The sequence below is a fragment of the Corynebacterium ihumii genome (assembly GCF_028609825.1).
Lineage (GTDB): Bacteria > Actinomycetota > Actinomycetes > Mycobacteriales > Mycobacteriaceae > Corynebacterium > Corynebacterium afermentans.
The window spans coordinates 1701976-1726949 of sequence record NZ_CP063190.1 but is presented as its reverse complement, the minus strand read 5'-3'; the positions used below and the strand labels follow the sequence as shown (position 1 = coordinate 1726949).

20 protein-coding genes are annotated in these 24974 nt (G+C 66.5%); 4 read left to right on the top strand and 16 right to left on the bottom strand.

Annotated elements, in window-relative coordinates; genetic code table 11:
- Positions 1-91: 91 nt before the first annotated feature.
- From rpsT to CIHUM_RS08375, 3 genes are all read right to left on the bottom strand, one after another.
- Positions 92-355 (bottom strand): 30S ribosomal protein S20, encoded by a 264-nt coding sequence (gene rpsT / locus CIHUM_RS08385; RefSeq protein WP_034998260.1) that lies wholly within the window; start codon positions 353-355, stop codon positions 92-94.
- 187 nt (positions 356-542) lie between these two features.
- On the bottom strand, positions 543-1049 hold the full coding sequence (locus CIHUM_RS08380; protein WP_034998261.1) for a type II toxin-antitoxin system PemK/MazF family toxin: 507 nt from the start codon (positions 1047-1049) through the stop codon (positions 543-545).
- A 33-nt stretch (positions 1050-1082) separates the two neighbouring features.
- Complete coding sequence (locus CIHUM_RS08375; RefSeq protein ID WP_158293366.1) at positions 1083-1952, bottom strand: CPBP family intramembrane glutamic endopeptidase; 870 nt, start codon at positions 1950-1952, stop codon at positions 1083-1085.
- A 46-nt stretch (positions 1953-1998) separates the two neighbouring features.
- Here CIHUM_RS08375 and lepA point away from each other — a divergent pair, with 46 nt between their 5' ends.
- Positions 1999-3873 (top strand): translation elongation factor 4, encoded by a 1875-nt coding sequence (gene lepA / locus CIHUM_RS08370; RefSeq protein ID WP_034998263.1) that lies wholly within the window; start codon positions 1999-2001, stop codon positions 3871-3873.
- Here lepA and CIHUM_RS08365 read toward each other — a convergent pair whose 3' ends face one another.
- Positions 3874-5865 carry a hypothetical protein gene (locus CIHUM_RS08365; RefSeq protein WP_034998266.1) on the bottom strand — a complete coding sequence of 664 codons (1992 nt, stop codon included), beginning with the start codon at positions 5863-5865 and terminating at the stop codon, positions 3874-3876. It lies immediately after the preceding gene.
- A gap of 16 nt (positions 5866-5881) precedes the next feature.
- Here CIHUM_RS08365 and CIHUM_RS08360 point away from each other — a divergent pair, with 16 nt between their 5' ends.
- Positions 5882-7099 (top strand): alpha/beta fold hydrolase, encoded by a 1218-nt coding sequence (locus CIHUM_RS08360; RefSeq protein ID WP_034998268.1) that lies wholly within the window; start codon positions 5882-5884, stop codon positions 7097-7099.
- 112 nt (positions 7100-7211) lie between these two features.
- On the opposite strand, the gene CIHUM_RS08355 is transcribed toward CIHUM_RS08360, so the two are convergent.
- The 11 genes from CIHUM_RS08355 to CIHUM_RS08305 all read right to left on the bottom strand — a co-directional run bounded on the left by CIHUM_RS08355 (position 7212) and on the right by CIHUM_RS08305 (position 21465).
- Positions 7212-8108, bottom strand: a complete 897-nt coding sequence (locus CIHUM_RS08355; protein WP_034998270.1) for a ribokinase — start codon at positions 8106-8108, stop codon at positions 7212-7214.
- A 23-nt stretch (positions 8109-8131) separates the two neighbouring features.
- On the bottom strand, positions 8132-9463 hold the full coding sequence (locus CIHUM_RS08350) for an ATP-binding cassette domain-containing protein (RefSeq protein ID WP_034998273.1): 1332 nt from the start codon (positions 9461-9463) through the stop codon (positions 8132-8134).
- Positions 9450-10229, bottom strand: coding sequence for an ABC transporter permease (locus CIHUM_RS08345; protein WP_034998276.1), 780 nt, complete (start codon positions 10227-10229; stop codon positions 9450-9452). Before CIHUM_RS08345 ends, CIHUM_RS08350 begins: the two co-directional genes overlap by 14 nt.
- Positions 10226-11149: an ABC transporter permease gene (locus CIHUM_RS08340; RefSeq protein ID WP_034998278.1), complete on the bottom strand. Its 924-nt coding sequence runs from the start codon at positions 11147-11149 to the stop codon at positions 10226-10228. Before CIHUM_RS08340 ends, CIHUM_RS08345 begins: the two co-directional genes overlap by 4 nt.
- Positions 11146-12573 carry an ABC transporter substrate-binding protein gene (locus CIHUM_RS08335; protein WP_081634400.1) on the bottom strand — a complete coding sequence of 476 codons (1428 nt, stop codon included), beginning with the start codon at positions 12571-12573 and terminating at the stop codon, positions 11146-11148. Before CIHUM_RS08335 ends, CIHUM_RS08340 begins: the two co-directional genes overlap by 4 nt.
- A 10-nt stretch (positions 12574-12583) precedes the next feature.
- On the bottom strand, positions 12584-13363 hold the full coding sequence (locus CIHUM_RS08330) for a GntR family transcriptional regulator (protein ID WP_034998280.1): 780 nt from the start codon (positions 13361-13363) through the stop codon (positions 12584-12586).
- Between the two features lie 120 nt (positions 13364-13483).
- Positions 13484-14467: an LLM class flavin-dependent oxidoreductase gene (locus CIHUM_RS08325; protein WP_034998282.1), complete on the bottom strand. Its 984-nt coding sequence runs from the start codon at positions 14465-14467 to the stop codon at positions 13484-13486.
- Positions 14468-14480: 13 nt separating this feature from the next.
- Positions 14481-15911, bottom strand: a complete 1431-nt coding sequence (gene brnQ, locus CIHUM_RS08320; RefSeq protein ID WP_034998284.1) for a branched-chain amino acid transport system II carrier protein — start codon at positions 15909-15911, stop codon at positions 14481-14483.
- Positions 15912-15998: 87 nt separating this feature from the next.
- Entirely contained in the window at positions 15999-17120 is a 1122-nt protein-coding gene (locus CIHUM_RS08315) for a MalY/PatB family protein (RefSeq protein ID WP_034999146.1), read from the bottom strand.
- A complete protein-coding gene (locus CIHUM_RS08310) occupies positions 17053-19569 on the bottom strand; it encodes a glycosyltransferase 87 family protein (RefSeq protein ID WP_148363831.1) in 2517 nt (838 codons plus the stop codon). Before CIHUM_RS08310 ends, CIHUM_RS08315 begins: the two co-directional genes overlap by 68 nt.
- A gap of 45 nt (positions 19570-19614) precedes the next feature.
- A complete protein-coding gene (locus CIHUM_RS08305) occupies positions 19615-21465 on the bottom strand; it encodes an ABC transporter ATP-binding protein (RefSeq protein ID WP_034998290.1) in 1851 nt (616 codons plus the stop codon).
- Positions 21466-21539: 74 nt separating this feature from the next.
- Between CIHUM_RS08305 and CIHUM_RS08300 the strand changes: the two genes are divergently transcribed.
- Positions 21540-22136 carry a hypothetical protein gene (locus CIHUM_RS08300; RefSeq protein ID WP_034998292.1) on the top strand — a complete coding sequence of 199 codons (597 nt, stop codon included), beginning with the start codon at positions 21540-21542 and terminating at the stop codon, positions 22134-22136.
- Here CIHUM_RS08300 and CIHUM_RS08295 read toward each other — a convergent pair.
- Positions 22133-22906, bottom strand: coding sequence for a carboxylesterase family protein (locus CIHUM_RS08295; RefSeq protein WP_051106326.1), 774 nt, complete (start codon positions 22904-22906; stop codon positions 22133-22135). The genes CIHUM_RS08300 and CIHUM_RS08295 overlap by 4 nt on opposite strands.
- 32 nt (positions 22907-22938) lie before the next feature.
- Between CIHUM_RS08295 and CIHUM_RS08290 the strand changes: the two genes are divergently transcribed.
- Positions 22939-24894, top strand: a complete 1956-nt coding sequence (locus tag CIHUM_RS08290) for a M3 family metallopeptidase (RefSeq protein WP_034998293.1) — start codon at positions 22939-22941, stop codon at positions 24892-24894.
- Positions 24895-24974 lie beyond the last annotated feature (80 nt).

The following is a 24974-nucleotide window of genomic DNA, read 5'->3' as shown; positions in this document are numbered from 1 at the left end:
AGCGGGTACATCGATTCTTGGTTCAAAGGGGTTTACACACGAAACGCCCCGTGCACCGGTTAAACGATGCACGGGGCGAAACACGATGGAATTAGTCCATCTTGTTCAGGGCGCGAGCCATGTTGGACTTCTTGTTCGCCGCGGAGTTGCGGTGGAATACGCCCTTGGTCACAGCCTTGTCCAGCTTGCGGGAAGCCACGCGCAGCTGCGCCTCAGCGGCAGCCTTGTCGCCGGACTCCACAGCCTCGCGGAACTTGCGGATCTCCGTGCGGGTGGCGGAGCGGACGGACTTGTTGCGCTGACGACGCTTCTCGTTGGTGAGAACGCGCTTCTTCTGCTGCTTGATGTTAGCCATTATGAAATACCTCTTGGTTTCTCAATCGAACACGGATGTCGTCGCCCCAGCCGGGTAAAAACGCGCACTGCTTTGGCTATGAACGCGAACCCAAGGTCCTGCCCGCGTAGCAGCACGCACCCGAAAGTGGCCGGAGACGGTCAACTTGAGCAGGATAACAGCCCGTCTCTACCGGGACAAACTGGCCTTAGAGCCACTGGAAGCGCTCGCGCAGCGTGTTCGCCACACGCTCGAAGCGACGCTGCGGCACGGTTGTGCCGCGCCGGTGCACGTCGGCCTCCGGCACAACGAGGGTCTTGTCCAAGCGCACCCAGCAGGGTTGGCCGGATGCGTCCCAGTCGCCGGGGCCGATCTCAAACCAGCGGTCGTCTTCCGCGTGGCCTGCTTCCGGGGAGATCAGCAGGCCCAAGATGTCGCTGTGCTCCCGGCCCACCACCAGCATCGAGCGCTCTTTCGGCGGGTGCGACGGCACGGTCACCCACACCACCTCGCCGGGTTCGGCGCCGCCATCCATGTCGGGGGCGTAGTAGACGTTGCGGGGCACCGAGCCGGTGGGGCGCACGTCCATGCGCGAGGCGCGCTTGCGGCGCATCTCAATCTGGTTGGCCACCCGGTCGTGCAGCAGAGCCAGACCCTGGTCGAGCGATGCCGTGCGGGGTCGCGCACTTTTGCGCTTAAATCGCTCGAACGCCACGTTGGCACCTCCACATTGCAGTTATCTGCAACCTTAAGCTGTCTCGCCTGCTGGGACAAGGGGTTTCTGCTGATCGGCTGAAACTCCTTTGAGCGCCCACAGCAGCAGGATGGTGCACACGATGGTCATCAGGGCGGCCCCGAGCATCTGCTGCCACCCGATCTCCGTGGCGTTCGGGTCGAGCATGTCCACCGCGCCGGAGCAGAAGAACACGGTGTTGCCGACGGCGTGCAGCGCGATCCCGGCCTCAAGCCCGCCGGTGCGCCACGTCAGCACCGCGGTGCACACGGCGAATACGGCGATATCGATCAGCCCGATCCAGTTGTAGGTGTGGCTGGCCACAAACAGCACGCCCGGTAGCGCGTAGGCGAGCCACGCCGGCGCGCGCCACTGCCCGAGGATCTGCGGCAGCGCGCCACGGAAGACGTACTCCTCGGCCGCGGACTGCAGCGGCACGGCGATCAACAGGGCCGCGATCAGGGTCAACCGGAACGGGTTGAAGGTGGTATCGGCGGCGGCGCCCCGGAGGACGTCGATAAGCAAAGATACTGCGTACACCGCACCCACCACAGCGAGCGAGCGCCCCAGCACACCCCACCGCAGCCGCAACGCGGTGCTGTGCAGCGCACGCGGGCGGCGGCCGGCGATAAGTGCTGCGAGAAACGGCGCCGGCAGGATCGCGGCGATGAGCAGCACCTGGACCAGCGGGGTAAGCGGATCCGTCGTGCCCGCCAGCAGGTCAAGATAGTTCCGCCCGCTCAGGCCCGCCGCCAGCCCGAGGAGCATCGCGGAGATAGCCACGAAGGCGATGACCAACCCCACCAGCACGAGAAGTTCAATCAGCGCCCGCCACCACGCGGCGGGTCGGGTGCGATCAGTGAGTCCGAGACGGTGATAAGGCATGGTGCATACCGTAGCGCGGGGTGACGCAAAGTAGGATGTGGCAACTATGGCCGCCAAATCGACAAATTTTGCAGAGGAAACGTTCACGGATCCCGCCCGGATCCGCAACTTCTGCATCATCGCGCACATCGACCACGGCAAGTCCACGCTGGCAGACCGCATCTTGCAGCTGTCCAACGTCGTCGCCGAGCGCGAGATGCGCGACCAGTACCTCGACAACATGGACATCGAGCGCGAACGCGGCATCACCATCAAGGCGCAAAACGTGCGCCTGCCGTGGGTGCCCAAGACCGGCGATCACGTCGGCGAGCAGATGGTGCTGCAGATGATCGACACCCCGGGCCACGTCGACTTCTCCTACGAGGTCGCCCGCAGCTTGGACGCCTGCGAGGGGGCAATTTTGCTTGTCGACGCAGCCCAGGGCATCGAGGCACAAACCCTGGCCAACCTGTACATGGCCATCGACAACGACCTCGAGATCATCCCGGTTTTGAACAAGATCGACCTGCCGGCGGCGGACCCGGAGAAATACGCCCTGGAGATCGCCAACATCATCGGCTGCGAGCCGGAGGATGTGCTGCGCGTCTCCGGCAAAACCGGCGAGGGCGTGCCGGAGCTGCTGGACCGCGTGGTGGATCTCATCCCGGCGCCGACGTCCCCGGCGGGCGCGGCAGCGCCTGACGCCGACGCGCCGGCCCGCGCGCTGATTTTCGACTCGGTGTACGACACCTACCGCGGCGTGGTCACCTACATCCGCATGATGGACGGCACGCTCGAGCCGAACCAGAAGGTGCTGATGATGAACACCGGCAAGACGCTCGAGATCCTCGAGATCGGCGTTGTCTCGCCCACGATGAAAAAGACCAAGGGGCTAGGCCCCGGCGAGGTGGGCTACCTCATCACCGGTGTGAAAGACGTGCGCGACACCCGCGTCGGCGACACCGTCACCTGGGCTTCCAAGGGTGCTGAGGAACCGCTCGAGGGCTTCGAAGAGGTCAAGCCCATGGTGTACTCGGGCCTGTTCCCGGTCAGCCAGGAGGACTTTCCCACGCTGCGCGAGAGCCTGGAGAAGCTGCAGCTTAACGACGCCTCCCTGACATGGGAGCCGGAAACCTCCGTCGCGCTGGGCTTCGGCTTCCGCTGCGGATTTTTGGGCCTGTTGCACATGGAGATCACCCGCACCCGCCTAGAGCGCGAGTTCGACCTGGACCTGATCTCCACCGCGCCTTCCGTGACCTACCGCGTGGTCTCCGAGGACGGCACCGAGCAGCTCGTGCACAACCCCTCGGACTGGCCCAGCGGCAAGACCCCCGAGGTCTACGAGCCGATCGTGAACATGACCATCATCGTGCCCCAGGAGTTCGTCGGCTCCACTATGGAGCTGTGCCAGTCCAAGCGCGGACAGATGAAGAACATGGAGTACCTCTCCGAGGACCGCGTGGAGCTGCGCTACATCATGCCGCTCGGCGAGATCATCTTCGACTTCTTCGACATGCTGAAATCCCGCACCAAAGGCTACGCCTCGCTCAACTACGAGGAGGCCGGCGAGCAGCTCGCCGACCTGGTCAAGGTGGACATCCTGCTCCAAGGCGAGCCGGTGGACGCCTTCTCCGCCATCGTGCACAAGGACTCGGCGCAGTGGTACGGCAATAAGATGACCAAAAAGCTCAAAGAGCTCATCCCGCGCCAACAGTTCGAGGTTCCGGTTCAGGCCGCCATCGGCTCGAAGATCATCGCCCGCGAAAACATCCGCGCGCTGCGCAAGGACGTGCTGTCCAAGTGCTACGGTGGCGATATCTCCCGCAAACGCAAGCTGCTGGAGAAGCAGAAGGCCGGTAAGAAGCGCATGAAGAACATCGGCTCCGTCACCGTGCCGCAGGAGGCGTTCGTGGCGGCGCTGTCCACCGAAGGCGAGGAGTAGCTACTCCTCCACGAAGCGGAGGTGGCGTCCCTGCTTCGTGGCCTTCCTGAACACCGCCTGCAGAGCCCACACCAGCGCGAACATCAGCACGAAGATGATCAGCCCCATGCCGAGGTTGCCCCACAGGCCCTCCCAGCCGGCGGCCTGGGCCCAGTCCGGGGCACCGATTGCCGCGGCGACGAAACCCAAAATCAGGTTCATCGCTTCGGATCGTTTCGCCTCCGCCTCGGCGATTTCGCCGGAGACCTGCTCGAACTGGGTGCGGATCACGCCTTGGCGGGACTTGACCTTGGTGTCGAAATCGTCGCGTAGCTGGTCAAAACCGGTGGCGCGCTGCAGCCCTTTGAGCACGCGGGTGTCGATGTCGCGGCCCGGCACGCGCCTAAACCACAGCTTGTCGCGGATCTCAATGTGGTCCAGCTGCAGCTTCTCCAGACGCTCCAGGTCCGACTGCAACGCTTGGCGTTGCACCTGCTCGGTACCGGCGGCGCCATCTGCGCGGCTGGTGTGCGCCGCGGAGTCGCCGATGATCTTCAGCGACTTGCGCAGGTGCGTCTCGCCCGCCTGGGCGCGCATCTGCAGCATCACTAGGTCCACGAACCGGGTGTTGGCCAAAGACCAGTAGCGCATGCCTTCGCGGCTGGCGGATTTGCTGCGCACCAGGCCCACGCCGGACTCGGAGGTCATCACGGTCCAGGACGACAGCTTCGCCGCCACGAACCCGCTTAGCGCCTCGGGTGTTTGCAGTGGCACCTGCTCGGGGTAGGAGTCCGCCCCGGTGAGGATCTGCCAGGCCCATTGCTCGTGCCACTTCCAGGTGCTGTCTGGGTCGTCGAGCACCAACGGAGCGTCGATACGCGAAGGCACCGAGCCGTTGTTGCCCTCGCTCAAGGTTTCCAGCACCGACTTCGGCTTCGCGGGGTTGGGGATGGCCATGGCCACGCGCTGCGGGGCGGGCAACGTGAATGTGCTCGAGCACTCGCCTTCGCAGGTGGCCACGAGCCCGCCGCTGGTGGACAGCTTCATCGAGGTCTCGCGTCCGAGCGCGGAATCGATTTCGCGCACGGCGATGTTGACGAACTTGGTCAGGGCGAACAGCTGCGGCGGGCTGTAGTCGTAGTCGCCGGCGCGGTCGTAGAACTGCACCGAGTTGCGCGGCTTGGTCAGCGCGGCGCTCAAGAATCCTAGCGTGGCCGAAGAGAGGTTCTCCGCCACAACGTTGAGCACCAAAAACTCGCTGACCACGTGCGCCGGCTCCGGCACTTTGGCGGCCAGGTTGGTCAGGTGCAGGTCGTGGAACTGCAGCACCTCCGCCGACATGAGACGCAACGTCGCGGTGCCGTGGCTTCCGCGCGTGCCGCGCACCTGGTCCTCCCACGCCACCTGGTGGTCGTAGTTAACCAGCTCGAAGGCGGTTTCGTTGGGGACTTCGTCGAAGGCGAAGTGGTGCGCGGCGATCGCCGGGTCCCAGCCGGTATCAGCCAGGTCCTTCTCTTCGGTGGTGGTGGCGTTTGCTTGGCGACGCCTCCGGTTTTCCCCCACCACGTTTTCCAGCTCCGAGTGGTCGAACACCTCCCGGTTCGCGTGCGGGCGGTTATCCACGGTGCGCTTCACGTCCGCATCGACGGAGCCTGCGCCCACGGCGTCGTGCATCGGCTCCAAGAACCGGTTGCGCGCGTCGTTGTAGTAGGGCCGGCCGCCTTCAACGATGATGTCGCCGTAGTAGCCCTCGCGCTCGTCGGGTTTGCGGAAGACGCCGCGCGAATGGTCCCACATGGGGTTTTCAATGGTGCGAAGGCCTTTGTCGCGGCCGTAGGCCCAGCCGTGTGCGCCGAGGTCGAACGGTTTTCCGTCCGCAGTGAGGCTTGCGGCTTCCGGGATGGGAAGCACCAGAGAAAAGGACGCTAACCGCCACTCCGGTAGCATCGTTGCACTGAACGATTCCGGGACGAGGAAATCGTGTCCGATGTCCTGGTAAGAACGCACTTTCATAGTTGGAGGGTATCCCATGGGCTCCACCGTTTTCTTGCCGGATGTCGCCGTGCGCGAGCACGAGGTTGAGGTGCCGGTGAGCCGAGAGGATGCGTCGCTAGGCAATATCAGCGTCTTTTGCCGCGAGCTTTCTACCGACGACTCCCTGCCGGCCATCGCGTATTTCCAGGGTGGTCCCGGCAAGCCCGGCCCCCGGATGCTGATGGAGTGGATTCCGGAGGCGCTGAAGCGCTACCGCGTGTTTTTGATGGACGAGCGCGGAACGGGGCGCTCCCACAAGATCGACCGCACCACGCCCGAGCGCATCACCGCGGACATGCTCGCGCACCTGCGCCCGCCGGATGTGGCCGCCGACGCCGAGGCGATGCGACAGCATTTGGGCCTTGAGCAGTGGGACCTGTTGGGCAATTCCTTCGGTGCGGCGTGCGCGAGCTCGTACCTGTCCTACTTCCCGTCAGGCTTGCGCCGCGTGCATCTGGCGGGCGCGGTGCCGGAGTCGGAGATGGACGTCGACGCGTTCAACCGCCTGACGTTCCAATTGCTTGCGCAGAGGCAGCAGCAGCTTTTCCGCGCGATTCCGTGGATGAAAGACAGAGTCGAAGAGGTCGCCGACCACCTGGACAACCACGACGAGCGAATGCCCACCGGGGAGCGCCTGTCCGCAACCAGGATGAAGATGGCCGGCGTGCTGCTGGGCGAGGACGACGACTTCGCCCAGCTGGCCAACCTGTTCGAGGCACCGTTTACCACCCGCGGCGGGGAGAAGCGCCTGCGCGGAGATTTCCTGGCGCAGCTCGGCAGGATCATTTCGCTGGAGACCATGCCGCTGTGGGCCGTGATCCACGAGACCGTGATGGCGCGGCCGGGCCACGCGGTGAACTGGTCCGCGGACCGCATCTGGCGCGAGGAGTTCTATGATCTGCCCCTGCTTGGCAACCACTTCTTCCGCACCCACTTCGCCGAAGACCCGGCGCTGACCCCCTTCTACGAGGCGGTGGACCAGGTGCATCACCGCACGGACTTAAAGGCGCAGGCGCAGGACATGTCCGCAAACACGGTTCCGGCCGCGGCGATCCTGTACGAAAAGGACGTGTTCATCCCGTACGAGCTGACCATCCAATCCGCCCGCAAGACCCCGAACTTGCAGGTGTGGACGCACTCCGAATGGTTCCACGACGGCATCTGGGCGCACGGCGCCGAAGTTGCCCGCGGCCTGTTTGAACGGCTCGACTGATGCGCGAGATCGAAATCGCCCGCGGCGGATTCACCGTCTTCGCCCGCGTGCTGGGCGAGACCCAGGCCCCGGCGCATGGCTGGGGTCTGAACCCGAGGCCCAAAACTGCGGTCTAGATCTCAGGCAGGTCGTCTCCCACAGACGGGTAGGACGGCTGCGCGCCGGGCCGGGTGACTGAGAACGCGCCGACGCGGCAGGCGAACGCCGCGGCGTCGGCCATACTGTCGCCCTCGAGGATGCGGTGGCAGAACGCGCCCGCGAACGAGTCGCCCGCGCCGACGGTGTCCACCGCCTCCACCTTGGGCGAGTCGATGTGGGTGAGCTCCTCGGCGGTGGCCACCAGCGCGCCCGCGGAGCCCAAGGTGAGCACCACGGAGGCGAACCCGGCGTCCAGCAGGCGCCGCGCCAGCTCCTCTGGCGTGCCCGCGCCGTCGAGTCCGAGCTGCTCCAGGATCAGGCCAGCTTCGTGCTCGTTGGCCATGAGGGGATCGGCCGCAAGCAGCGCCTGCTGCTGCACGTCGACGACGGGCGCGAGGTTGACCACCACGCGCCCCCGCGCCAACTCCACGGCGCGCGCAAACCCGTCGGCGGGGATCTCGCCTTGCAGCAGCACCAGCTCGGCGGTCTCCACGGCGTCTGCGTGGCTGTCTACGAATGCCGCGTCCACCAGCGCGTTCGCCCCCGGCACCACGAGCACGGTGTTCTCGCCGTTGGCCGCAACGGTGATCACGGCCAGGCCGGTGACTTCCTCAACTTCTTCGACGTGGCGCAGATCCACCCCGGCCTCGCGAAGGATCGCGGTGGCGGGGTCGGCGTTGGCGTCGGTGCCGGTCGCGCCGACGAGCGCGACCGGGGTGCCCAGCTTCGCCGCGGCGACGGCCTGGTTCGCGCCCTTGCCGCCGGCGGTAATCCCGCCGCCTGCGCCCAGTAGGGTCTCGCCCGGTGTGGGGTGGCGTTCGACGTTGACGGTCAGGTCGGCGTTGATGGATCCGACGACGCACATACTCATGGGCGCTAACTTACAGCACCCAGTTACAGCACAGCGTCGAGTAGCTCGCGCGTGTACGGGTGCTGTGGCGCCGCCCAAATCTGCTCGGTCGCGCCACGTTCCACGATGCGCCCGTGCCGCATCACCGCCACGGTGGGGCACAGCTCGCGGGCGACTTTCAGGTCGTGGGTGACAAAGATGAGCGTGTGCTTGCCGACGGTATCGCGCAGCAGGTCCAGCACCTGGTCTTGGATGGTGGCGTCGAGGGCGGAGACGGGCTCGTCGGCAAGCAAAATGCTCGGGCGTGGTGCCGCGGCGCGCGCGATCGAGATGCGCTGGCGCTGCCCGCCCGAAAACTGCCGTGGCGTGCGGTCGCCGGTGCCTTCGAGCCCCACGCGCGCGAGCACTTCGTCGGCGCGGGCGGCATCGACGCCTGCCTCGCGTATCGACGTCCTCACGGCCATCCGCGGATCCAGCGACGAGTACGGGTCCTGGAAAACCATCTGCACGTCGCCTTGCACGCGCACGGTGCCAGCGGTCGGTTCGCGCAGGCCCGCGATGAGGTGCAAAAGCGACGTTTTGCCGGAGCCGGACCCGCCGACGATGGCGAGGCGCTCGCCGGCGCGCACGGTGAGGTCCACGTCGTTGACAGCGAGGGTGTGCCCGCGCCGCAACGAGACCCCGTCGAGTGTGACCACCGGCTCGCCGAGCGAGGCGGGCTCGGCGGGCGGGCCGGGCACCGCCGCCGCGGTAAGTGCCTGGGCGTAGTCGGAGTCCGGCGCCATCATGCGCCCGCCTTTGAACACGAGCACCCGGTCGGTCATGCGGCGCACCACGGCGAGGTCGTGGGAGATGAACAACAGCGCCATGCCGCGCTCGCGCACGAGGCGGTCCAAAAGCTCCAGGATTTCCGCCTGCACGATGGCGTCTAAGGCGGTGGTGGGTTCGTCGCAGATCAGCACGTCCGGGTTTTTGCTCAGCGCCAACGCGATAAGCACGCGCTGGCGCTGCCCGCCGGACAGCTCGTGCGGGTAGGCGTTCGGGCGGTCCACGCCGACCTCGCGCAATGCCTCAGGGGAGACGAGTGCGCCGATCTTTTTCAGCGGGTCCAGCGCCGTCATCGGCTCCTGGAACACCATCGCGACCTTTGTGCCGCGCACGCGCCGGCGCATCCGGTCCGGGGTGCCCACCATCTCGGTGCCGTCGACGGTGACGGAGCCTTCCGCCGGCAGGTCGCTCAGTCCCATGATGGAAAGCGCTGTGACGGACTTGCCGGAGCCGGACTCGCCGATGATGCCGACGCGTTCGCCCGGCGCGACCGAGAAGGTGATGTCGTCGAGGATGCCGGGGATGGAAAGGTGGTTAACGTCGATCATCAGCGTTTCCCAAAAGGTTGAAGCCCAGCACGGTCAGGGCGATTGCGGCTCCGGGCCACAGCGCCAGGTGCGGGGAGGTGGCCAGGTACGGCTGGGAGGCCTGCAGCATGCGGCCCCAGGAGGCGTACGGTGCCGGCGCGCCGAGGCCGAGGAACGACAGGCCGGCCTCCGCCAGGATGGCTAGGGCGACGGCGACGGAGACCTGGGTGAGCACGAGCGGCCAGATGTTCGGCAGCACGTGCCGCCACGCGATCGCAGGGCCGGAAACCTTGGCGATGCGCGCGGCCAGGATGTAGTCGCGCTGCATCACCTGCATAGTCCCGGCGCGCGCCACGCGCACAAAGGCGGGGATGCCGGCGATGCCGATGGCCAGCACCACAATCCAGATGGAGGCGCCGAACACGGCGGTGAACACAATCGCTAAAAGCAGCGCGGGGAAGGCCAAAAGCAGGTCGGCACCGGCCATGACCACCCGTGAGGCGCCGCGGCGCATGCCGGCCCAAATCCCCAGCGGCACGCCGATCAGCCCGGACAGCCCGACGGCGCCCACGGCCACCGTCAGCGTCAGCCGCGCGCCGTCCATCACGCGCGATGCGATGTCGCGCCCGAACTGGTCGGTGCCCATCCAGTGCGCCGGGGAAGACCCTTGCAAACGCGCGACAACTTCGGTCTGCAGCGGGTCGTAGGGCATCCACACAAGCGAGACCACGGCCGCCAGGGCGACTAGCGCGACGATTATCGCGCCTGCTTTGCGCTGCCAGCTCATGCCTGCCTCCGAATCCGCGGGTCCACCACCGCGTACGTCAGGTCCACGATCAGGTTCACCACCAGGGTGAACGCCACGATGACCATCATCACGGTCTGCACGGTGGCCAGGTCGCGGTTGCCTACTGCGTCGAGAAGCATGGTGCCCAAACCGGGGATCGTGAACACCCGCTCGATCACCACAGCGCCCACCACCAGCGACGCCAGCTGCACGCCGACGACCGTGATCACCGGCAGCGCGGCGTTTCGCAGCGCCGAGGTGAAAAGCACATTGCCTATCGACGCACCAAGGGACCTGCCCGTCCTCACATAATCCGCGCTCATCTCCTCACGTACGGACGTGGCGACATACCGCGTGAGGATCGAGGCCTGCACCAGCGCGAGCGAGGCCACCGGCAGCACCGCATGCGCAGGTGTGCCCCAGCCGTTGGCGGGCAGCCAGCCCAGCCGCACTGAAAACAGGGCGACAAGGGCGATGCCGACCAGAAACGACGGCACGATGATGCCCACCTGCGACAGCGCGCCGACGAGCACGCCGTCAGGGGAGTGGGTGCGCCGCGCCAGGTACACACCCACCGGCACCGCCACGGCAAGGGAGACCGCCATGGCCACAAGGGTGAGTGTCAGCGAGACCCCGGCGCGCTCGAGCACCGTGTCGGTGATGTCTTTGCCCGAGGCCATGGAGATGCCGAAGTCGCCGGTGAGCAGACCGGAAACCCAGTCGAAGTACTGCACCGGCAGCGGCTGATCCAGTCCGAGGCGCGCCGACAGCTCCGCGACGGCCTCTTCGGTGGCCGAGACACCCAGCGCCACGCGCGCCGGGTCGCCGGGTACCGCGCGCAGCAGTGCGAAAATGACCACGCTGGCGGCCGCGAGCAGCAGGACGAAGCGCAGGATGTGTTTGCCGATGGTGCGGATCATTTCTCCACCTCGTTCAGCGGCAGCGAGTCGGTGACCACGTTCGGATCCAGGCCGGAGACCCCGGGGGCGTAGAGCACGATGTTCGGCGCGTTGGTCAGGGTCAGCGCCGCGGCGTCGTCCATGATCTGCTCCACCGCCCCGGCCATGTCGCCGGCGGCGATGCGCTCGCGCACCACCGCGTTGTCGTAGCCCAGGTAGTACTCCGGGTTGCCAAACAGCATGGGCACGTCGCGCGGCTCCACGTGGGACACCAGCGAGGCCTGGTAGTTGTGGCCCTTGAGCACCTGGTTCAACCAGACTGCGGGGAACTCGACGGTCTCGAGGCGCACGCGGAAGCCGACGTCGTGAAGCTGCGAGTACAATAGCTCGCTCGCCTCTTGCGCGTAGGGGCGGTTGGGGACGGTGATGGTGATCTCCGGAGTGCGCCCGGCGAGCAGCTCGCGGGCTTTGTCCGGGTCGAAGGGGTAGAAGTCGCGGCCCGGGTACCAGGGGTCCGTCGGCGGCACGGGCGCGCCTCCGGTGTCGGTGCCTAGGCCGTTGTAGACCACCTCGTTGACCGCCGCCCGGTCCACCGCGTAGGCCACGGCGCGGCGCACGTCTGGGTCGTCGAAAGGCGCGCGGGTGTTGTTCATGGAAAGCAGCACCTCGCCGTTGGTGGTGCCGACCCCGACGCGGATGTTCTCCGGCAGGGTGTCGATCAGTTGCGGCGCCTGCATGCCCCACACCACGTCCGCATCGCCCACTCGCAGGGCGTTGACGGCGGAGACCGGGTCGTCGAAGTAGCGGATCAGCCCGTCGCGCGCGACGTCGCCGCCCCAGTAATCCTCGCGCGCGTCGAACTCGATGGCCTCGCCCACATCGAAGCGTTTCACGGTGTACGGCCCGGTGCCCAGGGGAGCGGTCGCAAGCTTCTCGACGCCTGCCGGTGTCATCATCGCCCCCGTCAGGGTGCCCATGGACCACAGCCAGGCATCTTCGGCAGCCTCGCCGCCTTCGACGGCCACACGCAGTGTGTGCTCGTCTACCACCTCGACGTGTGTGACCGGATCCATTTGGGCCTTCAGCCCGTTGGTCCACTCGTTTTGCACGTAGTGGATGGAAAACGCCGCGTCGTCGGCAGTAAACGGTGTGCCGTCTGCAAACGTCACACCGTCGCGCAGGTGGAATGTAAATACGCCGCCGTCTCGCTCGACGCGCTCGGCGAGGTGGGGCACCGGGGTGCCGGAGGCGTCGATACGCACCAGCGTTTCGTACACGTTGCCCACCAGCGCCTGGGGCGCGGCCGCGCCGCCGGTGGTGGTGAAGTCCAACCCCGCAGGGGCCGCCGACGCCGCCACCACCACGTTGTCGCGCGGTGCGGAATCACCGCACGCGGCTAACGGGAGGGCCAAGGCGGCCGCGGCCACCAGAGTCCTTGGATGCATGAGGGAAAGGTTAGTGGATCTCGGATTCAGTCTGGAACCAGATCGGGGAGGAGTGCCCGCGCACGTTGTTCAGGCCGAAGGAGAGATTGTCCACGCGGAAGATGTGTTCGGCGGCTTCGAGCACGTCGCCGTTGTGGGTCAGCGCCTTGATCTTCACACGCAGCACCGGCGCATTTTCGGCAATGCCCAGCTTGGAGGCGGTATCCGCGTCCGCCTGCTCGATGGTGAAGGCGCGTGAGATGTTGTTGAAGTCGGCGCTCGCGCGGATGAGCTCGCGGTGGATTGACTGTTCGGACGTGTCCACCGTTTCGATGACCTCTGCCAGCGACGGCAAAAATGCCATCCGCTCAATCACCGCCGGCTCACCGTCGGCGCGGCGCACGCGGCGGACCACGAAGACCTCGTCGCCCGGGTTAATGCCCATGTGCTCCGCCAATTCCTCACTGGCGGTGTCCATGCCGAACTGCTCCATGTCCTCGCTGGGGTCTTTGCCCATGCGAAACAGCCAGGAGGTGTTGGACAAAATCTCCTCGAACGTCTCGGTGCGCGTGCTGGACAGCACCAACGAGCGGCGGCCGCGGCCGGAGGACAACAGCCCCTCGGCGCGCAATGTGGCCACCGCCTGGCGCACCGGCCCGCGGGAGGTGTTGAACTGCTCGCACAGCTCGACTTCGCTGGGCAGCGACTCGCCGGCCGGAATGTGGCCTGCGAAGATCTCGTCGCGCAGGTAGTCCGCGATCTCTTCGTGCTGCTGCGGGCGGCGAAGTGGGCCGGTGGGCAGTTGCGCCATGGGCGGAATCACGTCCTTTTTAGACAACCGGGAATGTAACGACACTTGATACTAAACCAGCCACAGCGTAACTCCTAGTAGTTGGAGGTCTGTCCCACAAACCCCGGGGTGTTCCGCCGGTTAGCCCCAGGCTTCGGCGAGGATTTCCATGGACCGGCTCACCTCGTCGTGGCTGCCGGACTGCAGGGAGATCATCAGCTCGTCGGCCTGGGCGGCTTCCCGGAACGCCTCCAGGTACTCGGCGACCTGCTCGCCGGTGCCCTCGGCGGTGTAGCGCAGCATGTCGATGATCTGGCGGCCCTGGTAGGAGTTGACCACGGTGTCCAGCTGGTCATCGGAAAGCTGCTTGCCCTGCCGGCCCATAAACGCGCGCACGCGGTTGCGGTGCACCACCTTCGTCTGACGCTTCGCGTCCTCTTCGGTCTCGGCGGCGGTGACGTTGACCGCCGCAATGCAGTACGGCTCCGGGTGGCGCTCGGACGGCTGGTAGTTGTCGCGGTAGTAGGCGGTGGCCTGCTCCAGGTGCTGCGGGGCGAAGTGGGAGGCGAACGCGTACGGCAGACCCAGCTGCGCGGCCAGGGAGGCGCCGAACATGGACGAGCCCAAGATGATCAGCGGCACGTTGGTGTTAAAACCCGGCATCGCGGTCACACCGGGAAGCGGCGAGGTGTTGGACAGCCACGCCTGCAGCTCCTGGACGTCCTGCGGGAAGTTCTCGGCTGCGCGGGGGTCCCGGCGCAGCGCCCGGCCCAGGGTCTGCTGGTCGGTGCCCGGCGCGCGGCCGAGACCCAGATCGATGCGGCCGGGGTAAAGCTCCTCCAGCATGCCGAACTGCTCGGCGATCACGTACGGGGAGTGGTTCGGCAACATCACGCCGCCGGCGCCGAGGCGGATGCGGCTGGTTTTCGCGCCGATGTGGCTGATCAGCACCGCCGGTGACGAGGAGACGATGCTGGACATGTTGTGGTGCTCCGCGTACCAGATGCGCGAATACCCCAAAGCCTCCGCCTGCTGGGCGAAGGCCACGGAGCGCTGCGTCGCTTCGCCGACGGATTCGCCGGGGTAGCGGGTGCAGAAATCAATGAGAGAAAGTGGGGCGTTCATGCGCCCCACCGTACTAGTCCTTGGCTTGCAGGACGGGGACAGCGTCGCCCTCCGCGGACAGGTCTTCGCCCTCGACGGACTCCATGGTGCCCGGGATCATGGCGGGCTTGGGGCGGGCGAAGTCCACGACAAGGCCGATGGCGAAGGCGACGAGGACCGGCACAACCCAGCCGAGCCCGGCGTCGAACATCGGCGCCCACTGCACAATCGGGGTCAGGGCATCTGCGCCCCACTCCAGCGAGATCAACGTCTCGATGGCGGACCACACCACGGCCGTCCACAGCGGCAGGAAGAACGCCCAGCTGAAGCGGGTGCGGCCGCGGAAGGCCGGCTCGATGAGCGTCAACGCGATCAAGGTGATCGCCGGCGGGTAAAGGAAGCCGATCACCGGCGCGGCAATGGCCATCACGAACTCCAGGCCCTGGGTGGCGATCACCATGGAGGCAACCGCGAAGATCACGGCCCAGAGGCGGTAGGAGCCTGCGAACTGCTCGGAGAAGTACTCGCCGGTTGCGGTGATCAGGCCCACCGCAGTGGTCAGGCAGGCCAGTAGCACGATGGCGGAGAACACGGCCTGGCCAGCACCGCCCATGGTCAGGTTGGCGGCCTCAGCCAGCAGCCCGGCACCGTTGTCGAACTCGCTGGCGTTCGGCATGACGCGGCCGATCAGCCCCAAGCCGATGTAGACCAGGCCCAGCATCAGGCCGGCGCCCACACCGGCGGTGATGGTGCCGTTGACAAGCTGCTTGCCCTCGCTGAAGCCGCGGTGGCGCAGGGTGGAAATGACCACGATGGAAAACGCCAGTGCGGCGATGGAATCCATGGTGAGGTAGCCCTCGAGCAAGCCGGCGGACAGCGGGCCGTCGTCGTACGGCTCGTTCGGCGCGGCCGGTTCGGCGCTCCAGCGGAACGCGGACACCGAGATCATCACGGCCAACAGCACTAGAAGTGCCGGGGTGAGGAATTTGCCCAGTTTTTCCATGATGGTGGTGGGGTTCCAGCTCAGCGCCAGGGCAACGCCGAAAAACACCACGTTGAACACGGCGGAGGCCGCGAAGGATTCGAGGCCGAACAGCGGGGTGATCGCCGTTTCAAAGGAGACGGCGCCGGTGCGCGGCAGCGCGTAAAACGCGCCGATGGACAGGTACGCCAGCACCGGGAAGACTACGCCGAAGATGGAGCCGGCGCGCTGCGCCAGGTCGCGGAGGTTCGAGCCGGACAGCGCGATGGCGATCACGGCCAGCACCGGAAGCAGGGAAGCGGTGGCGAGGAAGCCGATGAGCGCCGGCCAGAAGTTGTCGCCGGCTTCCACGGCCAGCATGGGCGGGAAGATGAGGTTGCCCGCGCCGAAGAACATCGAAAACAGCGCGAGGCTGGTGACAACGATCGCGCTGGCGGAGCGCTGCGAGCCACCTTCAGGCTGTGACACCACTGTGGAGCCCATGGTTGGTCCTCTCTAATTGGGTTGAAGTTCCCTAGAGTCTAAACCATCCGACCGCTAGATGGGAATAAGGTTTCATAAAGTGAAACGCTAAAGCTTTGCGACGGCTCCGCCAATCCGCCGCACCGCCTCTTCGAGGATCTCCGGGGAGGTGGCGAAGTTCATCCGCGCGCGGTGCTCGCCGCCGGGGCCGAAGTCCATTCCCTCGTTCATGGCCACCTTGGCGTGGCGGCGCAGCCACGCGGCAGGTTTTTCGTCGACAAGCTTGGTGTTCTTGAAATTCAAAAACATCAGGTAGGTCGCCGCCGGCACCTCAATCTCGATGCCCGGCACCGCCTTCGGCAGGTTTTCTACCAGCCAGTCGCGGTTGGCCTTGAGCTGGGCGATCTCCTCGTCCAAGAACTCGCGGCCGTGGTCGTAGCAGGCCTCCGCCGCGACGATGCCCAGGGTGCCCACGCCGTCCTTGGCCACGCCCGACATCGCGTTCCAGGTTTGGGCGTCCTCGTCGTTGGGGAAGATCATCTGCGCGCACTTCAGCCCCGCGACGTTCCACGCCTTGGAGGTGGCGGTGACCGTGATGCACACGTCCGGGTTGTTCGCCGCGGCGCAGACGTGGGTGACGTCGTAGACCAGCGGGGCGTGGATCTCGTCCACGATCACCCGGGCGTTGTACTTGCGCGCCAGCGCGCAGACCTCGTCGAGCTGCTCCTCGGTGAACACGTAGCCGCCCGGGTTGAACGGGTTGGTCACGATGATGCTGCCCGCGCCGTTGGCAAACGCGGCCTCGACCTCGGCCAGGTTGAGGCCGCCGGCGGAGCCGACGTCGACACGCTTGCGCCCCGCGACCTCCGCAACATCCAAAAACGGGAAGTAGGCGGGAACCGGGACCACCACATCGCCCTCGGTGAAGTACTGGATGGCCAGCATTACGCCGTGCACCACGTCCGCGACCGGGAAAATCTTCTCCGCGTCCGGGCGCCAGCCGTAACGGTCCGCGTAGAAGCCGGCGACCGCCTCGCCCAGCCGGTGCGCGTGCGGGGCGGGCGTGTAGCCGAACATCTCGCGCTCGGCCGCATCCACGATCGCCTGCTTCACAGCGGGCGCGGTGGGAAAATCGCTCTCCGCGATAAACAACGGCAGCACGTCAGGGTTGAACTGCGTCCACTTCCTCGTGCCGCGGGCTTGCAGGGTGTGAAGGTCGGGGAATTGCATGGGGCCCACGGTAGCCATCATCGCTCTTGACATGCTTGGAGGTCCACACGGCGAACACCGCGGCGGCGAGCAGCGTCCACCACACCACGGACGACATGACCCAGTCGCCGATGACCCGGTCGCGCCCGTCGATCGTGTCCATGTTCTTGAACTGCGAATGCGGCACGAACACGGTGGAAAGCCCCAGGTAGACAAGGGTGGTCAGCAGCGCGGGGATGTCGCGGCGGCGCCACGCGAACTCGCCGATGATGAACACGCCCGGCAGCATCCACGCCCACGCGTACGGCGGGGCCCAGGAGGATGCGGTGAGTGCCACCAGTGCGAGGCTGAGTGCCGCCATCGGTGCCTCGCCGCGCTGAATAAAAACGCGGGCGGCGTAGATCAGCGCGCCGCCGGCGGCAAGGACCGCGAGCACCCAGAGCGCGCTCGCGCCGTCTGCGTCCGTGAACCGCTGGGCCGCGCCGAACAGCGTGAGGTTCTGTGCCTGGGAAAGGTCGTAGCGCTCGCCGATGTGCAGCACGTAGTCGGTGAAATACGCGGCTGTCATGCCCGGGCGCGCCACCGCACCGAGCGCGGTGAAGGACGCGAACGCGCCCGCCATCCAGCCGAGCGCCCGGTAGTCCTTGCGGAAGAGGAAATACAGCGCGAAGACCGCAGGCCGCAGGGTAAACGCCGCGGCGATGCCGGTGAGCAGGCCTTCAGGCACCCAGCGCTGCCACTGCCCGGGGCGGGTCCACCACAGGTCCGTCGCCACGAACGCCACGGCGAAGATAGTCAGCTCGCCGTAGTAGAAGTTGAACCGCACCGGGTCCAGCCACAGCACCGCCGCCAGCAGCACCGTCGCGCACGCGACCGGCGACGGCCACCGGAACCGCTTGAACAGCAGGTAGATGATCCACCACACCGCCAGCGTGCCCGCGATGGTGTGCAACGCCTCCCACGTGCCCATCTCGCCGGCGCCGAGCAGCTTGCCAAACAGCATGGTCACCGGGGGATGCAGGAAGTAGTCTTGCCGCCCGTCGGGGTAGCTAAACGCCACCGAGTAGATGTCTGGCTCGGCGAAGAAACCGTCGCCCGCCCCGCGCAGCATCTGCAGATGCTCCAGCGGGTGGAACACGCCCTCGTAGGCCGACAGCATCGGCGATTCCATCTTGCGCCACCACGCCGTGGCAAAGGTACTCAGCACCGCGTAGGCCACCAGCGGCGGAAAGGCCACGAACTGGGTAAAACGCAGGGGCTTTTGCCTATCGACGAGCACGAAGCCCCGCGCCTGCACCCACATCACAAACACCACCAGAATCGCCCACACGACCAGGCTGGACTGCGCCAAGTCGCGCACGGTGTACGAGTCCGGCGTGGTGGCCATCGGGTTCAGGATCTGCTTGTGCGGGATGAAGATCGTGGAGATGGTCAAATACACCGCCACCAGAAACGGCGGCCACGGGTTGGCGTTGCGGATGCCGCCGACGGCCATGACGATGCACAGCGGAACCACCCACACGTAGTGGTGCTGCCAGGTAATCGGGGCGACGAGCAGCGACAGCAGCGCGACGCATAGCACCGCCGCCTCGTTGGCGCGCGCGGCGAGCAGGCTGCGCAGCGCCAAAAGCGCAAGGGCGAGGATGCCGGCGAACATGATCGCGGTGAAGTACGTCTGCGCGTCTGCCGGCACGAAGCGGGCGACCAGGCCGCGGGCGGACTGGTTGTGCGCGCGGTTCAGTCCCAGCACACCGGACATCTGCCCGATCTGGGTGGTGAAGTAGTACCCCAGCGCCGCCGGTTTCACCGCACCCGCAACCCCCAGCGACATCACGCCGGTGAGAAACGTCGCGGCCAGCGCTTTCCAGTTGCGGGTAAAGATGAAGTACAGCCCGAACAGGGCCGGCGTCATCTTCACCGCGGCGGCGACGCCGGTGAGCACGCCCGTGGGCAGGTACTTACGCTTCGGCGAGTCCCACCACAGGTCCGTGAGCACCAGCGCCATGAGCACGATGTTGACCTGGCCGTGGTGGAAGGTGTTGTGGATCGGGTCGATCCAGAACGCGAGCGGCAGCGCCACCAGCGCCCACTTGCCGGCATCGTCGATGCGGCACCTGCGCAGCGTGAGCGTGATTACCCACCAGAGTGCCGCCAGCGACACCAGCGAAAACAACACCAGGCCCACCGTCTCCCCGAACAGCGTCAGCGGGGAAAAGAACAGCAGCGACGACGGCGGGTAGGAGTACGGCAGCTCTCCCGCCGTGCCGGTGTTGATCAGGGACTCGTAAACGTTCGGGCTGTCCCAGAACGCTTTCGCGCCGCGGTAGTAGACCAAAAAATCCTCTACATCGCGCCGGTCCGTGGTGTAGAAGGGCACGTAACTGTGCTGGTACCAGCCCACCAGCAAGCTGGCCAGGCACAGGATGAGCGCCACCGCCATCATCGGCACCGAAAGGATGAGTTTTCGCACAGATGGGCATATTAGGGGGTAAGCGCCCCGTCCGCGGGCAAGTGCCTACTCCCCGCCGTCGACGTGGAACCCGAACGCCTTGAGGCGCTTCCGGTCCGCGGCGGAGGACGACGCGGTCAGGCGCAACAGCTCGGAGTAGATGCCGCCGGAGACGGCCAGTTCGGAAGGCGAGCCGATTTCGTCGACGTGGCCGTCGCGAAGTGTGATGATCGTGTCCACCCCAGCGATGGTGGACAAACGGTGCGCGATCATGATGGTGGTGCGGCCCTCCATCAGCTGGTCCAGGCCGGCCTGCACGGCGCGCTCGGCCTTGGTGTCCAGGGCGGAGGTGGCCTCGTCCAGGATCAGAATCGGCGCGTCTTTGAGCATTGCGCGCGCGACGGCCACGCGCTGGCGCTGCCCGCCGGAAAGCCGCAGGCCGCGCTCGCCGATGACGGTGTCGTAGCCGTCGGTGAACTTCATGATGAACTCGTGCGCGTTGGCCCGCTTCGCCACCTCCACAACCTCCTCGAGCGTGGCGTCCGGCTTGCCGTAGGCGATGTTTTCAAACACCGAGCCGGAAAACAGCGCGGCCTCCTGGAACACCACGCCGGTGGTGGCACGCAGTTTTTCGACGTCCAGCTCGGACAGCTCCTCGCCGCACACGCGCAGCCGGCCGCGGGTGATGGGGTAGAGCCCCAAAAGCAGGTTCACAATGGTGGACTTGCCGCCGCCGGATTCGCCAACGAGCGCGATGGTTTCGCCCTCGTGGGCGGCGAAGTTGACGTCGTGAAGCACCGGCTCGCCCTCCATGTACTCGAAGGTGACGTCCTCGAAAGCGATGACCGGCTCGCGCACCTGCAAAGGAGCCTGCTGCTTAGCGACGACCTCCGGCATGTCCGACGCCTTCGTCGCCTCGACGAGCTGCCGGTTCGCGGTCGGCTCGACCGGCTCGTCCATCACCTTGAAGTAGTCGCGCGAGCCGGCGATGGCGCGCTGCGCGGAATCCACGATCCAGCTCATCATCGTCACCGGCTGGCGCGCCATGGTGACCATCTGGATGAGCATGACCATCTCGCCGACCGTGAAGTGCCCGTCCAGGGTGCGGGTGAACAAGATGAGGTAGATGCCCAGGAAAATCAGGTTCATGGCCACGCCGCGCAGCGTGTCCATGGAGTGCCACCAGCGCGACTGGGGGCGGGTGATGTCCACGGTGTTGGTGTAGTGGCGGCCGAACTTCTCCAGCTCGCGCACCTCGGCGCCGTAGGACTTGGTCACCTTCACCTGGCCCACGACCTCGGCGAAGCGGCCGTTGCCTTCGTCAATGTTGGCGTTTTTGTTCTTCTCAAACACCTGCCAGCGCTTCGACGTCAGCGCGGTGAGCCAGGTGTAGAGCGGGAACAGCAGGGCCAGCAGCACCGTCAGCGGCCAGTAGTAGTAGGCGGTGATGACCAAAATCGCCACCACCTGCATCAGCATGGGCAGGAAATTGTTGGTGAAGGACTGGATGAACTGCGTGACGTTGGCGATTGAGCGGTCCAGCCGGGCGATGATCGTGCCGGTGACCTGGTTGTCGTAGTAGCGCTGCGGCAGCGCCAGCAGCTTGGCAAAGTACCGGGTGGACAGGATCTGGCGGATCCGGGCGACCATCACGTCGCCCAGGTAGCCGGAGACGTTGCGCAGCACTGAGGCCAACGCCTCGGCGGCGAAGAGTGCCACGGCGAGCCAGATGACGGTGCGGGTGGGGTCGGGCAGGGAAGCGTCGCCAAGCTTGGCCACGATGGTGTCCGTCGCCTCCCGAATCAGAAACGGCGAGACCAACCCCAAACCCGCCACCAGCGTCGAGACCGCCACAACGGCGATATAGAACGGCCAGAGGGCGGAAGCGCTGCGGATAACGCGCATCAAAGACTGCATAATTTCGACACCCTACTAGGGCTGTAAAGTGGGGCAGAACTGTCAAAACCACCGCGACAACAGAAGAGGCGCACATGTCCCACCGCACCCGCCGCCCCAAGGCCGCCCTGGCCGCCACAGCCCTGGCAGCCGCCTTGGCGCTTTCTGCCTGCGCGGACGCCGAGATGGGGGAGGACACCGTCAGCTCCACCCAGGTCACCGCCGCCGAGGATGCCCCGCAGGGTCAGGCCGACGACCGCATCGGTGTGCAGCGCAAGCCCTTCGAGGTCAACGAGGCGGAGCCGCTGGTCAGCGACGAAACCACCGGCGAACGGGTGAAGGACCCGGCGATGGAGCTGTCCTACAAGTGGCAGGGCTCTTCCTACGCTCCGAACGGCGGCTCGGTCGTGGTGGTGGCAATCACCAACGAGTCGGACGCCCCGCTGCCGGAGGACGCCCTCGAGCCGAAGCTGCGCTACAACGTCAACTCCACCTCGAACCCGGACATGAAGGACGCGAAGTTCGTCCCCATCGCGGAGGAGGCCGGCGTGGACATCGTGGGCCTGGACCGCCCGCTGGGCCCGGGCGCGACCGTGAACGCGAAGTACCCCTTCGACGTGTCCACCGGCAACCTGTGGGACGCGGAGTTCACCATCGGCAACGTCACCTTCAAGGGCAACCTGAACAACTAGCGGGCAAATTCCGCGATCGCGTGCGGGTCCAGCGCTTCTTCGACGCGCACGGTTGCGAGGTCGGCGAGCTCGGCAGCGTCGTAAGGCTGCGGGCCCATCGGGCCGAAGCACTTTGCGTATCGACGATAGCTCCGCCCAAGCCGCGCCGGCCGATTTTCCGCCAGCTCGTTGAGTTTGGCGCGCGTCAGCGGCGCGGACAGCAGGTAGCGCACGATCCACTTACGTTTCTCGTACGGCGCGCGCGGGAACACCGGATCCGCGGCCCACACGCGGCGGAACTCGCCGGCGTAGTGGTCGCGCCGACACAGCCACAGCGCCACCGCGGCCTCCTCGCCGGCGCCGACGACGGTGACGTTGGTGGGATCACCCCCGAACGCCTCGATGTTTTGCTGGACCCAGCGCAGGGCGAGCTTGACGTCCGCCACACCGCGGAAGTGCCCGATGGCGTCCGCGGCGAAGGGGAGGAAGCCCTCGAAACCTCGGCGGTGGGGCACGTGCACGTGGACGATGCCGTCGCCCGGCTCCACCGGCTGCGAGAGCCACACGATCACGGGACAGTCCGTGCCGGGCCGCGCGCTCGCCGGGGTGCTGATGGCCAGGGCGTTGGGGTTCGGCGCGGTGGCGTCGATAAGCAATCCCTGCTCGACGGGCGCCGGGTCGTCGAAGGGGCGGGTCTCGGCGAGGTACGGGATGGCGTCGAATACGCGTTTGCCGCCGCGGGTGGTGCCCACGATGGTGCCGGCCGCGCATGTGATTTCCGTTTCACCCATGCGGCAGATCGTATCCGCATACACTGACCGCCATGACAAACCCGCTTCTGACCCCCTCGACCCTGCCGTACAACCTGCCGGACTTCGCCGCGATCCGGCTGGAGCACGTGGAGCCGGCGTTTGAAGAGGCACTCAAACGCCACGCCGCCGAAATCGCCGACATCACCACGGCGGCGGAAGCGACGTGGGCGAACACCGTCGAAGCCTTCGAGTTGGCCGGGCAGGACTTGGACCGGGTGATGTCCTGGTTCTTCAACCTGCAGGGCACCGATTCCACCGACGAGTTCGACGCGGTGGCGGACCGCATCGTGCCGAAGCTGTCTGCGCACGTGGACTCGATCTACCAGAACGACGCGCTCTACCAGCGCATTAAGGGCGTCGATGTGCCGGAAGACGCCGAGTCGCGCAGGCTTCACGACGAGCTGCTGCGCCGCTTCACCCGCCGCGGCGCCGACCTGGACGCCGCGGGCAAGTCGCGCCTGCAGGAGATCAACCGGCGCTTGAGCGAGCTGTCCGAGCGCTTCGGCCGCAACCTGCTGGCGGACACGAAGAAGCTCGCGGTGGAGTTCACCCGCGACGAGCTCGCGGGGCTCTCCGAGGGGCAGCTCGCCGCCTACGAGGACGGCGGGCGCTACGTGGTGCCGATCGAGCTGCCCACCACCCAGGCGCTGCAATCGGAGCTCGAAGAGTCTGCCGCGCGTCACAAGCTTTTCGACGCCTCCCGTGCCCGCGGCAAGGACACCAACCCGGACATCGTGCTGGAATCGGTGGCGCTGCGCCAGGAGCGTGCGAAGCTGCTCGGCTTTGACACGCACGCCGACTACGTCATCGCGGAGGAGACCGCCGGCACCGCCGCGGCCGCGCGCCAGCTCATCGCCGACCTGGCGCCGGCGGCGGCCGCGAACGCCGAGGCCGAGTGCAAGCTCGCCGGCGAACTGGCCGGCGAGGAGCTCGGCGGCGCGGACTGGCCGTACTGGCAGGCCAAGCGCCGCGAGGAGGAGCTGGGCATCGACGAGGCGGAGCTGCGCAAGTATTTCCCGCTCGAGCAGGTGCTCACCGACGGCGTGTTCTATGCCGCGAACCTGCTCTACGGCATCACGGTTCAGAAGCGCTCCGACCTCGCCGGCTACCGCGAGGACGTGGACGTCTGGGAGGTCAAGGAAGAAGACGGCACCGGCATCGGGCTGCTGCTCACCGACTACAACGCCCGCCCGTCGAAACGCGGCGGCGCCTGGATGAGCTCGTTTGTGGACCAGTCCCACCTCGCCGGGACGAAGCCGGTTGTGGTCAACGTCATGTCGATCAGCTCCAACCTGCTCACCATCGACGAGGTGACCACCCTGTTCCACGAGTTCGGCCACGCCCTGCACGGCCTGCTTTCCGACGTGCGCTACCCCTCGCACTCCGGCACCAACGTCCCGCGCGACTGGGTGGAGTTTCCCTCCCAGATCAACGAGAACTACGCTTTCGCCCCGGAGATCGCCCGCAACTACGCCCGCCACGTGGACACCGGCGAGGTCATCCCGGCGCCGCTGCTGGAGGCGATGGACGCCTCGCGACAGTTCGGCCAGGGCTTCACCACCGCCGAGTACCTCGCGGCCTCAGCGATCGACCTTGCGTGGCACTCGCTGCCTGGCGACGTCCCTTCGGACATTGACGCCTTCGAAGCAGACGTCCTGCGCGAGCTCGGCCTGGACGTTGAAGGGTTGGAGCCGCGCTACCGCTCCACCTGGTTCAACCACATCTTCGCCGGCGGCTATTCCGCGGGCTACTACTCCTACCTGTGGGCCGAGGCGTTGGACGCGGACGGCTACCAGCTCGTCGCCGAGGAGGGCATCAACCGGGAAACCGGCGCGAAGTTCCGCGAGACGATCCTGTCCAAGGGCTCCTCGCGCGACTACGCGGAGGCATACCGCGCCTTCCGCGGCCGCGACAAGGACACCCGCCCGCTGCTCGAGCGCCGCGGGCTCGCCGGCACCGATGCGTAGCGCCGTGTAGCTGCGCTCGTCTACCGTTTCCGCAGTTTGGTGCTGTACAGTTCTCGGAGTCGAACCACCTTTAAAAGACA

What these genes read in the sequence shown, in the direction of transcription:
- rpsT (WP_034998260.1), bottom strand. Translation starts at nt 355, where the DNA reads ATGGCTAACATCAAGCAGCAGAAGAAGCGCGTTCTCACCAACGAGAAG.
- CIHUM_RS08375 (WP_158293366.1), bottom strand. Translation starts at nt 1,952, where the DNA reads ATGCCTTATCACCGTCTCGGACTCACTGATCGCACCCGACCCGCCGCG.
- lepA (WP_034998263.1), top strand. Translation starts at nt 1,999, where the DNA reads ATGGCCGCCAAATCGACAAATTTTGCAGAGGAAACGTTCACGGATCCC.
- CIHUM_RS08365 (WP_034998266.1), bottom strand. Translation starts at nt 5,865, where the DNA reads ATGAAAGTGCGTTCTTACCAGGACATCGGACACGATTTCCTCGTCCCG.
- CIHUM_RS08360 (WP_034998268.1), top strand. Translation starts at nt 5,882, where the DNA reads ATGGGCTCCACCGTTTTCTTGCCGGATGTCGCCGTGCGCGAGCACGAG.
- CIHUM_RS08355 (WP_034998270.1), bottom strand. Translation starts at nt 8,108, where the DNA reads ATGAGTATGTGCGTCGTCGGATCCATCAACGCCGACCTGACCGTCAAC.
- CIHUM_RS08350 (WP_034998273.1), bottom strand. Translation starts at nt 9,463, where the DNA reads ATGATCGACGTTAACCACCTTTCCATCCCCGGCATCCTCGACGACATC.
- CIHUM_RS08345 (WP_034998276.1), bottom strand. Translation starts at nt 10,229, where the DNA reads ATGAGCTGGCAGCGCAAAGCAGGCGCGATAATCGTCGCGCTAGTCGCC.
- CIHUM_RS08340 (WP_034998278.1), bottom strand. Translation starts at nt 11,149, where the DNA reads ATGATCCGCACCATCGGCAAACACATCCTGCGCTTCGTCCTGCTGCTC.
- CIHUM_RS08335 (WP_081634400.1), bottom strand. Translation starts at nt 12,573, where the DNA reads ATGCATCCAAGGACTCTGGTGGCCGCGGCCGCCTTGGCCCTCCCGTTA.
- CIHUM_RS08330 (WP_034998280.1), bottom strand. Translation starts at nt 13,363, where the DNA reads ATGGCGCAACTGCCCACCGGCCCACTTCGCCGCCCGCAGCAGCACGAA.
- CIHUM_RS08325 (WP_034998282.1), bottom strand. Translation starts at nt 14,467, where the DNA reads ATGAACGCCCCACTTTCTCTCATTGATTTCTGCACCCGCTACCCCGGC.
- brnQ (WP_034998284.1), bottom strand. Translation starts at nt 15,911, where the DNA reads ATGGGCTCCACAGTGGTGTCACAGCCTGAAGGTGGCTCGCAGCGCTCC.
- CIHUM_RS08315 (WP_034999146.1), bottom strand. Translation starts at nt 17,120, where the DNA reads ATGCAATTCCCCGACCTTCACACCCTGCAAGCCCGCGGCACGAGGAAG.
- CIHUM_RS08305 (WP_034998290.1), bottom strand. Translation starts at nt 21,465, where the DNA reads ATGCAGTCTTTGATGCGCGTTATCCGCAGCGCTTCCGCCCTCTGGCCG.
- CIHUM_RS08300 (WP_034998292.1), top strand. Translation starts at nt 21,540, where the DNA reads ATGTCCCACCGCACCCGCCGCCCCAAGGCCGCCCTGGCCGCCACAGCC.
- CIHUM_RS08295 (WP_051106326.1), bottom strand. Translation starts at nt 22,906, where the DNA reads ATGGGTGAAACGGAAATCACATGCGCGGCCGGCACCATCGTGGGCACC.
- CIHUM_RS08290 (WP_034998293.1), top strand. Translation starts at nt 22,939, where the DNA reads ATGACAAACCCGCTTCTGACCCCCTCGACCCTGCCGTACAACCTGCCG.